Raw genomic sequence first — 11,728 nt, 5'->3', positions numbered from 1 at the left:
ACGCCGATCATCTCGCGGCCTGTCGATTTGTTGAATTCCTCGACCTCCGGCATGGGTTCGGTCAGGAGATACATGTGCTCCATGGCGAGCACCGGCAGCTCGAGGCCGACCATGCGGCCGATCTCGCGCGCCCACAGGCCGCCGCAGTTGACGACATGCTCGGCGTGAACCGTGCCTTGTTCGGTGATGACGTTCCAGGTGCCGTCGACCTGCTGCGTCAGTTCGACGACGCGGTTGCGCAGCACGATCTCGGCGCCGAGTTTCTTCGCCGCTTTCGAGTACGCAATCGTCGTGCCGGACGGATCCAGATGGCCTTCGACCGGATCCCACATGGCGCCGACGAAATTCGTCTCGTCCATCAGCGGGAACATCGCCTTGGCCTCGGATGGCGTGATCAGCTCGGTATCCATGCCGAGATAGCGGCCCTTGGCGTGGGCAAGTCGCAGGAAGTCCATGCGCTCGGGCGAGTCGGCCATCATCACGCCGCCGGTCAGGTGCAGCGAACAGGACTGGCCGGAAAGCTCCTCGATCTCCTTATAGAGCTGCACGGTGTAGGCCTGCAGCTTGGCGACGTTGGGATCGCCGTTGAGCGTATGGAAGCCGCCCGCCGCGTGCCAGGACGAGCCGGAGGTGAGCTCCGAGCGCTCGATCAGCATGATGTCTGTCCAGCCGGCCTTTGCCAGGTGATAGAGCACCGAGCAGCCGACGACGCCGCCGCCGATGACAACCGCTTTTACATGGGATTTCATGAAGCTAGGTCCGTTTTTGAAGAGATTGAATCGGGTGAGTGCGGTATGAAAACAAAGCGGAGGTCGGATGCAGCGATGTTTTCGACCAGCCTGTCGTCGAGCGCGGCGAGGATGGTTTCGCACACGGGAGTACGGTGTTTCAGGACTTCATAGCTCCAGAGGCGCAGGATCGAGTAGCCTTGGGCGCGCATGAAATCGTCACGGCGGCGGTCGTAGGAACTGTCGGCGTGCTGTGAGCCGTCGAGCTCGACGATCAGCCATTTTTCGCGGCAACAGAAGTCGGCGTAATATGGTCCGATAGAGAACTGTCGCGTGAACTTGTAGCTACCAAGTTTGCGGGTTTTCAGCTCGAGCCAAAGCAGTGCTTCGGCCTGATTGTTGCCTTGCCTGAGTTTCCTGGCTCTCTGGGTTGTAACTGACTTTCGGCGACTGCGGGTTTTACGAGCGGCTTCCCCCACTCCGTCGCTGCTTCGCAGCGCCACCTCTCCCCCCTCCGGAGGGAGAGGAAGGGAGCCAGCCCGGCCAAGCTCACGCCCTTCCTCTCCCCCGTCGATCGGGGGAGAGGTGTCGAGCGCAGCTCGACGGAGTGGGGGTCGACCGTTCATCGAATCCATACGCGTGATCAGTTCATCGAGAACGCAGACGATCAAAAATCGGTCGGCGCGCCGCCTTCGGCGCGGCGCTTCTGGACGAAGGCGCTGAGCTCTTCGCGGATCGCCGGGTCCATGTAAGGCTCCTCATAGGAGGCCAGCCGCTCCTTCCACACCTTGTTGGCCTTTTCGAGCGCCGTCGGCGAGCCGGCTTCCGCCCAGGTCTCGAAATTGCGCCAGTCGGACAGGATCGGCGAGTAGAAGGCGGTCTTGTAGCGGTCCTGCGTGTGCTGTGTGCCGAAGAAGTGGCCGCCGGGGCCGACCGACTGGATGGCGTCGAAGCCAAGCGCCTGTTCGGACAGGTCGAGCGGGGTCAAGAATTCCGCCACCATCTGCAACAGGTCGATGTCGAGGATGGTCTTCTCGTAGGAGCAGCGCAGGCCGCCTTCGAGCCAGCCGGCGGCGTGCATCATCAGATTGCCGCCGCCCTGGATGGCGCCCCACAGCGAGAACACGCTTTCATAGGCGGCCTGTGCGTCGACCGTGTTGGCCGCGCAGGTGTTGGAGGTGCGGTAGGGGATGTTGTAGCGGCGGGCGAGCTGGCCGCCGACGAGCTGCGCCTTCATGTATTCGGGCGTGCCGAAGGCGGGCGCACCCGACTTCATGTCGACATTGGAGGTGAAGCCGCCATAACCGACCGGCGCGCCCTTTCTGACCATCTGGGCAAACGCGATGCCGGACAACGCCTCGGCGTTCTGCTGCACCAGCGCGCCGGCAATGGTCACCGGCGCCATGGCGCCCGACAGGGTGAAGGGCGTGACGATGACGACCTGGCCCTTGCTAGACATCTGGATGATGCCTTCCATCATCGGCACGTCGAGTTTCAGCGGCGAATTTGTGTTGATGATGGTGAAGACGGACGGTTCTTCGAGCAGCTGCTCGTGGCTGATGCCGCGCGCGATACGGGTGATCTCGATGCCGTCGACATTTCGCTCCTTGCCGAGCGAATAGATGTGGAACACCTTGTCGGTCAGCGTGGCGAGGTCGCGGATGCATTCGAGGTGCCGGACGGAGGGGTGGATGTCGATCGGCTCGACCGGATAGCCGCCCGTGCAGTTCAGTATGTTGTGCATCTGCGCCAGGCGCAGGAAATTGCGATAGTCCTGCTGGTTGCCGGGCCGGCGGCCACGATCGATGTCCGAGCAATTGGGCGCCGAGGCCATCATCGAGATGATCAGGTTGTCGCCGCCGAAGCGCACATTGTGCGCGGGGTTGCGGGCATGGATAGTGAATTCAGGTGGGCAGTGCGACACCAGATCGAGGATCATGTCGCTGTCGAAGCGCACGCGCTCGCTGCCTTCGCGCACGTCGGCGCCGTGTTCCTTCATGATGCGGCGGGCTTCGTCATGCAGGACGTCGACACCGATCTCCTTCAGCACCCGCAGCGAGGCCAGGTGGATCGATTCCAGCTCGTCGTCGGAAACCAGCTTGGTCGGCTGGAGCGGGATTTTCAGCTGGCGGAACGGCGGCTGCTCGAACGCGGCCGAGCCGCCTGCGCGTTTTCCGGCGCGGCCGCCGCGGCGGGCACGATCGGTTGCCAATGCCGGTTCGGCGGGTTGAAGGGCGGCGGTCATGAGGGGCCTCGTACGATGCGAAAGTGGGCGGCATAATGGACCGGCGGCTGTCCGGCCATTGCGGAGGCGGCGACCACTAGAGCGAGGGAAGCGACATGCCGGAACGGCAGCTGCGTGGTCCCGAGGCGGGCCCGCGGATAAGGGGGCGCCATTCGTTGCAGTATCGTCTTTTGCTTCTGATAAACTTGTGCGTCGAATATCTCCGGAGGGAGAGCCATGCCTGACGTCGTCAAAGTGCGTGCCGCCACCAACAACGAAGTCGCGTTCCTCTCCTGGGACCTCGACGGGATGATCCCGGGCTGCCTGGGCTTCGAGATCGTTCGCCTCTATCCCGACACCGGCGAGGAGCGTTGCCTGGCTTCCTGGGTGCCCTTCAAGGGACAGCGCAACAAGGATTGGATCCCCCAGGATACCGGCGTCTGGCCGGTGCAGAAGACATTCTGGCGCGATCTCACTGTCCGGCGGCGCCGCGACAGCCTGGATGTCAGGCCAGACGGCCAAATGATAGCCTACCGGGTGCGTCCGGTCGGCGACATGAAGGCCGGGCTCGATCCCGTGCCGGTGCGCCCGGAAAAGACCTATACCGGTCCAGCGCGGCCGCTGGGCTATCTCGGCCGGGGCGCGGTCAGTCCGCCGATCTTCCTCGGCCAGATGTTCGGCAAGGCGCGCGTCGCCTTCACGAATGGCGTGCTGTCGACGCAATGGATGTCGCGCGCGCTGGCCGAGGCCGGCATCAAGGTCGGGCAGCGCGACAAGATCAGGGCTGTGCTGCAGGATCCGACCAGCAAGATACGCGCCTACCTGCATGGCGACGTGCCTGATGTGCTGACCAGCCTGCTGAAGCGGGCCAAGGCCGAGGGCGGCACGGTCAGTCTTGCGCTCTACGAGCTTGGCGACGACGAACTGTGCGACGCAATCATTGCCGCCAAGGATGTCGTGGAGGTCATTCTTTCCAACTCGGGCAGGGATGACCAGACGAAGGCCTGGGACGCTGGCAACGCGCCTTACAGGAAGCGGCTGCACGACGCAGGCGTCGCGGTGACGGATCGCCTGTTCAACAACAACCATATCGGCCACAACAAGTTCGCCGTCTATCGCGATGCCCAGGGCAAGCCACAATCGGTGATGACGGGCAGCACCAACTGGACCTCGACGGGCATTTGCGGGCAATCCAACAACGCCTTCATCCGCGACGACCCGGCGATGGCCGAGATATTCGACGCCTACTGGCAGCGCATGAAGGCCGACCTGTTCCCGCCGCCGGCCACGGAAAGCGCCGCCGGCCATGTCGCGCAGACGCAAGGCGTGCCGTTTCGCAGGGAAAACCACAGGCCAAACCCGCTCAACGGCGCCACGGCGGCGCTGGACGGCATGACGGTGTGGTTCTCGCCCAATGATCCCGAGCGCAACAAGAAGGACATCTCGGTGCGGCCGGTCGATCTCGAGGACCTCTTCGCCCGCATCAAGGCAGCCAAGCGCGCCGTGCTGTTCCTGGTGTTCAATCCTTCGCGGCTCGGCGACAATTCGATCGTCGACCAGGCGGTGGCGGCGGCAAGGGCCGATCCGAAGCTGATCGTGCAAGGGGCAATCAGCGATGAGACCGCCATGCCCAACTATGTCGCGCCGACTAAGGATCCGGTCACCCATAAATCAAACAGGGACGGCAAGTCGCCCTTCGTCTATCCGGAGAAGGTCTGGGAGGCGCCGAACGTTTCCATCGTGCGGGCGGCGAACCTGACCGGCGCCACGATCGCCCGCGATTTCCAGGCGGAGGTGCTGACCGTCGGCCATGCCATCGTGCACGACAAGATCGTCATCATCGATCCGATGGAGGACAACGCGACGGTCGTCACCGGCAGCCACAACCTCGGCTACAAGGCTTCCTACGAGAATGACGAGAACATGGTGATCGTCGAAGGCGACAAGACCTTCGCCGCGGCCTATGCCGTGCATATGCTCGACGTGTTCGACCACTACAAGTTCCGCGCCTGGCGCAAGACCATCGGCAAAGGCCCTTCGGATGACGATGGGCTCTCCATCGACGACAAGTGGCTGAAGCCTTACGCGCAAGGCAGGAAAGGCGCGATCGCACGGTATTTTCCATAGTGCTGCCGGCGGGTGCTGACGGCTTTTGACGCGAGCCTTCCGGTGCACGGCGCCGGCCGTTGGCGCAAGCGGATTTCGCTGTCCGGCCCTTCCTTTCCCGGGATCGAACCGGTAGCTGATGGCTTGCCGATCCGCAGGTCGGCGATTCACTCATGGAACGGCAGCATGGTCGCGACCGGCTCGAGCCAAGGCGAAGCGGCAACGCAGTGGGCAGCGCTCGCCGGCGTCACCGCGGCGCTGGCGATGTTCGGCGCCGCGCAAGGGCTGAGCTCGCCGCTGTTCACGCTGCTGATGCAGAAGCAAGGCATGTCGCCGGGCCTGATCGGCCTGTCGGCGGCGATGATGCCGGTTGGCTTGATCCTGTCTGCCTCGTTCGTGCCCGCCGCCGTGCGGCTGGTCGGCGCCCGCACGCTCGCCGTCGGCTGCTCGCTGATCGGTGCGCTGTGCTTCCTGGGCATCGGCTATCTGCAGGATTGGGTGGCGTGGTTCGTCCTCCGTTTCCTCATCGGCGTGGTCATCAACCCGCTCTATATCCTCGGGGAGGTGTGGGCGCTGTCGCTGGCGCCGCCGGCGCGACGCGGCCGGGTGATGGGCGTGTTCAACACGCTGATGGGGGCCGGCTACTCGGCCGGGCCTTTCACACTGACCCTGCTCGGCACGTCGGGCTGGGCTCCCTTCAGCGTCGGCATTGGTGGTTTCGTGCTCTGCGCCGTTATTCTGCGCCTTGTCTCCTCAAAGCTCACCGGTTTCGAGGATGACGGCCAGCCAGCCGGCAGCTTTATCGGTTTTGCCCGGCTGGCGCCGGCGCTGCTGCTGGCGGTGCTGGTCTCGGCAGCGGTCCAGCAAAGCACCTATGCGCTGGTTCCGGTCTTCGGCGCCGGCTATGGCTTGCCGGAAGCCGTGCTCGCCGCTCTGGTGATGGCGTTATCCTTGGGCAATATCCTGCTGCAGATCCCGCTCGGCCTGCTCGCCGAACGCTTCGGCGGCCGCCCCATGATCCTGGCCTGTGCGGTGACGACCACCGTTTGCGCGCTTCTGCTGCCGCTGCTGATCACGACGCCGCTGATCTGGGCGGTGCTGCTGGTGATGGGAGCGGTCGGCTATGGCGTCTACACGATGGCGTTGGTGGAACTCGGCAGCCGCTTCAAGGGCTCGCTGCTGGTCACCGGCAACGCCGCTTTCGCCTTGTTGTGGGGCGTTGGCGGCATTGTCGGTCCGCCCAGCGCCGGTCTGCTGATGCAGGCGATCGGGCCTTTGGGATTGCCGGCGGTGATCGTCGGCCTGGACGCGCTGCTGGTCGCCTTCGTGCTCTACAGATCGGCCAGCCGCAGAGGCTCCTGACAGGGTTTGGCCGGAACAAGCGTGGGTTCGGGCTTTGGGGCTTACGGCTGTCGGGTCGAAACGCTAAGCCTGCAGCCGAGAGGCGATGTGGATCATGGACCGGGTGGAACCGAAGCGCGACGATACGATGCAGTGGGCAGCGATCACCGGTGTGATCGCAACCGTGTCGGTGTTCGCCATCGCGCAGGGACTGTCCTATCCGCTCTTGAGCTTCATCCTGCAGCGGCAGGGCGTTTCGCCTGTCATTATCGGCCTGTCGGCGGCGATGACGCCGATTGGCTTCATCGTCTCGTCGCCGCTCATCCCGTCACTGGCGCGGCGGTTCGGGGCAGGGCGCACGGCGCTGACCTGCGCGGCGCTTTCGGCGGTCGTGCTGGCGCTGATCGGCTGGACACAGAACGTCTATCTCTGGTTTCCGCTGCGGTTCCTGATCGGCGCGGTGACCAATCCGCTCTATGTCTTAAGCGAAATCTGGGTGATCGCGCTGGCGCCGCCGGCCCGGCGCGGCCGCATCATGGGCGTCTATTCCACGATCATCTCGGCCGGCTTCGCCGCCGGGCCGCTTTGCCTGCTGGCCGTCGGTACGGAGGGCTGGCCGCCATTCCTGGTCGGCATTTCCGCTTTCATCTTCTGCGGCGGGTGCCTCGCCCTGGTGGTCGGGCGCCTGCCTAAGGTCGACGAAGCCGGGCATCGGCTTTCGGTGATGGGCTTCATGCCGCTCGCCTGGCTGCTTTTGTCGGCAGTAATCGTGGCTGCCGGCTTCGAGCAGGCGGTGCTGGCGCTGCTGCCCGTCTACGGCACGCATTATGGCATCGCCGAGAACCGCATGTCGGCGCTGTTGTCGACGATGATCGCCGGCAACATCGCCATGCAGGTGCCGCTCGGTCTGCTGGCCGAGCGGCTGACGGCGCGCCTGGTGCGGTTCATCTGCCTGGTGCTGACGCTGCTCGGCTGTCTGCTGCTGCCGCTGTTGATCGAAACGCCGCTGGTTTGGCCGATGATCTTCGTCTGGGGCGCGGTGTCCTACGGCATTTATACGATGGCGATCATCGAACTCGGCGAGCGTTTCAGCGGCTCGGCGCTAATTGCCGGCAATGCCGCTTTCTCCCTGATGTGGGGCGTCGGCGGCATCCTCGTCCCGCCGCTTGCGGGCGGCGTGATGGACGGGATCGGCGCGAGCGGCCTGCCGGTGACGCTCGGCGCGATCTGCCTGGCGCTGGCGGCTGCGACCGTCATCCGGCGGCGGATCGTGTGACGGCCTGAAGCGATCTGCCGCGATGACGCGGCTTCAACACCTTGAATCCGGCGCCCTTTGACGCGATGTAGGCAGGGCCGCCCCCCGATTTCCCGGAGACCCCCATGACCATTTCGACGACAAAGCCTGGCTTGGCGACCGATGATCCCTTTCTTTGGCTGGAGGAAAGGACGAGCAAGGAGGCGCTCGACTGGGTACATCGCCAGAACGAAGTCACGGTGGGGCAATTGCAGGGCGATCCGTCCTACCAGGCGTCGTTCGAAACCGCGCTCGATCTGATGACCGCCGAGGACAACATCGCCGTCGGCTCCCCGCTCAACGGCTATGTGTATAATTTCTGGCAGGACAAGACCAATGTGTTGGGCCTGTGGCGCCGCACGACGGTGGCTTCCTACAAGACCGACAGACCGGACTGGGAAACCATCATCGACTTCGACCAGCTCGCGGCGAAGGAGGGAGTGAAGTGGGTGTTCGGCGGCGCCAACCGGCTCTACCCCGATTTCAACCGCTGCCTGGTTTCGATGTCGCCTGATGGCGGCGACGCCAGCGAGATGCGCGAATTCGACATCGCCGCCAAATCGTTCGTCGAGGACGGTTTTCGCGCGCCCGCTTCCAAGTCCGGCTTCGGCTGGCTCGACAAGGATACGGTGATCGTCTCGGCAGCCTTCGAAGAGGCCGACAAGACCGAATCCGGCTACCCGCGCGTCGTCAAATTGTGGACGCGCGGCACGGACCTTGAAGACGCGACGCCGATCTTCGAAGCGCAGAAGGAAGACCTCGCCGTCGGCGCCGGCCTGGAGTTCGATGGCGAGAAGCGGCATTTGTTTCTAACGCGGACGCTCAACTTCTTTGCATCGCACAGTTTCCTGCGTCTCCCGTCAGGTGAAAACAGACGCATTCCGTTGCCTGACGACGTTACCGACACGGCGCTCTTCAAGGACCAGATGGTGTTTGGCGTGCGTACGCCTTGGACGGCGCCGGATGGCACGGCCTGCCGGCCGGACGGGCTCTATTCGTTCGATTTCGCTCATTGGATCGAGACCGGCAGTTTCGGCGCCATCGAGACCTTGCTCGCGCCGGCGCATCGCGTGTCCATCGCCGCTCTCGCCAGGACGCAGGACCACCTGTTCATCAGTCTGATGGACAATGTGCGCGGCAAGGTTGTGGCCTGCGAACGCAGGGAAGGCGCCTGGTCGCTGAAACCGGTCGCATTGCCGGAAAACGGCACGGTAGGCATCAGCCATGCCGAACATTTCGGCGCCAGCGTCTCCTTCTCTTTCACCGATTTCCTGACGCCGAGCTCGATCATCTGGTCCGACGACAATGGCGAGACGCTCGCCACAGTGAAGTCGCAGCCGTCGCGATTCGATGCTTCGCAGCTCGTCTCGGAACAGTTCGAGGCGCGCTCGAAGGACGGCACGATGATTCCCTATTTCGTCGTCAGGCGGCGTGACCAGAAGGGCCCGGTGCCGACGCTGCTCTACGGCTATGGCGGCTTCGAAGTGCCTTTGCTGCCTGGCTATGCCGGCGTGCGCGGCAGGCTGTGGCTGGAGAAGGGCAATGCCTATGTGCAGGCCTGCATCCGCGGCGGGGGCGAGTTCGGCCCGGCCTGGCACCAGGCGGCGCTCAAGGGCAACCGGCAGAACGCTTTCGACGATTTCGCGGCGGTCGCGCAGGATGTCGTCAGGCGCGGCATTGCGACAGCTGCCTCGCTCGGCATCCAGGGCGGCTCGAATGGCGGCCTGCTGACGGGCGTCTCGTTGACGCAGCATCCGGAGCTGTTCGGCGCCGTGATCATCGAGGTGCCGCTGCTCGACATGCTGCGCTACACCGAATTGCCGCCCGGCGCGTCGTGGATGGCCGAATATGGCGATCCGTCGAAGCCGGAAGATGCGACCTGGCTGGCCGCCTACTCGCCTTACCAGCATGTCGAGGCCGGTGCCTATCCGCCGGTGCTGCTCACCACCTCGACCGCCGACGACCGGGTGCATCCCGGCCATGCGCGCAAGATGGCCGCCCGCCTGCAGGAGGCCGGCCACGCCGGGACGCTCTTCTTCGAAGAGACCGAGGGCGGCCATGGCGGCCGCGGCGACCGCCGGCCGCAGGCGGCACAGGCCGCGATGAAGTACGTTTTCCTGCAGAGGACGCTGGGCGGGAAGGGCTGAACCGAAAGCCTTCGGACCGGAGCGAAGGGTGGTTCACCTCGAACCTTCTTTGCTCTAAGGTGCCTTCATGGCTCCCGTGGTGACATTGGCCGGCCTTTTCGGGGTTCGGGCATTTGGGGGCGCGGTGACGCCGTCGCTGCGCACGTTGCGCGCCGAGCTTTTGCGGCTTTGCGCCCGCATAGGCTATTCGCCACCCGCTATCCTCTGAAGAATCCGCCCCGGCGCAGCCGGATTGGTTCCAGAGGAAGATCAGATCCATGACCTATCAAAATTATTCGCTGAAGCAGCTTCAGCAGATCGACGCCGCGCATCATCTGCATCCGTTCACCGACCATAGGGAATTGCGCGAGGCCGGATCGCGCATCATCACCCACGCCAACGGTCCCTTCATCTACGATTCCGAAGGGACGGAACTGCTCGACGGCATGGCGGGGCTGTGGTGCGTCAATATCGGCTATGGCCGCGACGAGCTCGCCGAGGCTGCCTATGCGCAGATGAAGGAGCTGCCTTACTACAATTCCTTCTTCAAATGCTCGACGCCGACGCCTGTGCTTCTGTCGAAGAAGCTGGCGGAGATCGCGCCGAAGAATGTCAACCAGGTGTTCTATGGCTCGTCCGGCTCGGAAGCCAACGACACTGCGCTCAGGCTCGTGCGCCACTATTGGGTGCTCGAAGGCAAGCCGCAGAAGAACCGCGTCATCTCGCGCAAGATGGCCTATCACGGCTCGACCATCGCCGGCACGTCGCTCGGCGGCATGGACGCCATGCACAAGCAGCTCAACGGAGAGGTGCCCAACATCGTCCATGTGATGACGCCGTACGCCTATGAGCTGTCGCTGCCGGGCGAGAGCGATCATGATTTCGGCCTGCGCGCGGCAAAGGCGGTCGAGGACGCCATCCTCGAAGCCGGCGCCGACAAGGTCGCCGCCTTCATTGGCGAGCCGGTGATGGGAGCTGGCGGCGTGAAGATACCGCCGGCAAGCTATTGGCCCGAGGTACAGCGCATCTGCCGCAAATACGATGTGCTGCTGATGCTGGACGAGGTCATCACCGGCTATGGCCGCACGGGCGAATGGTTTGCCGCGCAGACGCTTGGCATCCAGGCCGACACCATCACCACCGCCAAGGCGCTGACGTCGGGCTACCAGCCGCTGTCGGCGCTGCTGGTCGGCGATCGCATTGCCTCGACGCTGATCGAGAAGGGCGGCGAGTTCAATCACGGTTATACCTATTCCGGCCACCCCGTGGCTTGCGCCGTGGCGCTGAAGAACCTGGAGATCATGGAGCGGGAGGGTCTGGTCGACCGCGTCAGGAGCGACACCGGGCCCTATTTCGCCAAGGCGCTGCAAGAGCGCATCGCCGGGCACGAGCTGGTCGGCGAGGTGCGTTCGATCGGGCTGATGGGTGCGATCGAGATCGTCAAAGACAAGGCGACCAAGGAGCGGTTCCTGCCGGCTGGAAGTGCCGCGGTGACCGTGCGCGACCATGCGATCGCCAACGGCATGATGCTGCGCGCCACCGGCGACACAATGATCCTGTCACCGCCGCTGATCTGGACCCGCGACACGATCGATATGGCCTGCGAGCGTATCGGCAAGGCGCTCGACCTGGCGCAAGCGGATCTGCGCAAACGGTAAAAGAAATGGCCGGGCGTTCGTGATCGAGACGCCCGGCCGCTGGCCCCAGACAGACTGAGGGTTCCGGTCGCCGGCGCTATCGGTTACAACCCGCCAAGGCAGTTTTGCCGACGGGGAACGCGATGGCCGGACAACCGCTCAACCAGCCCGCCGAAATCCCGGCTGAGCTCGATCGCTGGAATTGGGGCGCCTTCTTCCTCAACTGGATCTGGGGCATCGGCAACTCCACTTCATCGCCCTGCTGGCGCTGA

Annotated in this window: 10 protein-coding genes; 7 read left to right on the top strand and 3 right to left on the bottom strand. The window is 64.2% G+C overall.

Annotated features, from left to right (window positions below; genetic code table 11):
• The 3 genes from FJ426_RS16350 to FJ426_RS16340 form a co-directional block, all read right to left on the bottom strand.
• The coding region (locus FJ426_RS16350) for an FAD-binding oxidoreductase (RefSeq protein WP_140825301.1) at nucleotides 1-749 on the bottom strand (749 nt) is incomplete at its 3' end.
• Nucleotides 746-1,231, bottom strand: a complete 486-nt coding sequence (locus tag FJ426_RS16345) for a DUF559 domain-containing protein (RefSeq protein WP_140559626.1) — start codon at nucleotides 1,229-1,231, stop codon at nucleotides 746-748. The genes FJ426_RS16345 and FJ426_RS16350, both read right to left, overlap by 4 nt.
• A gap of 164 nt (nucleotides 1,232-1,395) precedes the next feature.
• Nucleotides 1,396-2,973 (bottom strand): trimethylamine methyltransferase family protein, encoded by a 1,578-nt coding sequence (locus FJ426_RS16340; RefSeq protein ID WP_140559627.1) that lies wholly within the window; start codon nucleotides 2,971-2,973, stop codon nucleotides 1,396-1,398.
• Nucleotides 2,974-3,189: 216 nt separating this feature from the next.
• Here FJ426_RS16340 and FJ426_RS16335 point away from each other — a divergent pair, with 216 nt between their 5' ends.
• The 7 genes from FJ426_RS16335 (at nucleotide 3,190) to FJ426_RS32030 (ending at nucleotide 11,728) form a co-directional block, all read left to right on the top strand.
• A complete protein-coding gene (locus tag FJ426_RS16335; protein WP_140559628.1) occupies nucleotides 3,190-5,079 on the top strand; it encodes a phospholipase D-like domain-containing protein in 1,890 nt (629 codons plus the stop codon).
• Nucleotides 5,080-5,244: 165 nt separating this feature from the next.
• Nucleotides 5,245-6,420 (top strand): MFS transporter, encoded by a 1,176-nt coding sequence (locus FJ426_RS16330; RefSeq protein WP_140559629.1) that lies wholly within the window; start codon nucleotides 5,245-5,247, stop codon nucleotides 6,418-6,420.
• Between the two features lie 94 nt (nucleotides 6,421-6,514).
• Nucleotides 6,515-7,675, top strand: a complete 1,161-nt coding sequence (locus FJ426_RS16325; protein ID WP_140825300.1) for an MFS transporter — start codon at nucleotides 6,515-6,517, stop codon at nucleotides 7,673-7,675.
• 104 nt (nucleotides 7,676-7,779) lie between these two features.
• Nucleotides 7,780-9,840 (top strand): prolyl oligopeptidase family protein, encoded by a 2,061-nt coding sequence (locus tag FJ426_RS16320; protein WP_140825299.1) that lies wholly within the window; start codon nucleotides 7,780-7,782, stop codon nucleotides 9,838-9,840.
• Nucleotides 9,841-9,907: 67 nt separating this feature from the next.
• Nucleotides 9,908-10,048, top strand: coding sequence for a capsid protein (locus tag FJ426_RS31610; protein WP_140495676.1), 141 nt, complete (start codon nucleotides 9,908-9,910; stop codon nucleotides 10,046-10,048).
• Nucleotides 10,049-10,097: 49 nt separating this feature from the next.
• Nucleotides 10,098-11,477: an aspartate aminotransferase family protein gene (locus FJ426_RS16310; RefSeq protein WP_140559631.1), complete on the top strand. Its 1,380-nt coding sequence runs from the start codon at nucleotides 10,098-10,100 to the stop codon at nucleotides 11,475-11,477.
• Nucleotides 11,478-11,599: 122 nt separating this feature from the next.
• A complete protein-coding gene (locus tag FJ426_RS32030) occupies nucleotides 11,600-11,728 on the top strand; it encodes a hypothetical protein (protein WP_281405489.1) in 129 nt (42 codons plus the stop codon).

The organism is Mesorhizobium sp. B2-6-4 (genome assembly GCF_006441495.1).
GTDB lineage: Bacteria > Pseudomonadota > Alphaproteobacteria > Rhizobiales > Rhizobiaceae > Mesorhizobium.
This window is presented reverse-complemented; position numbering and strand designations above follow the sequence as displayed.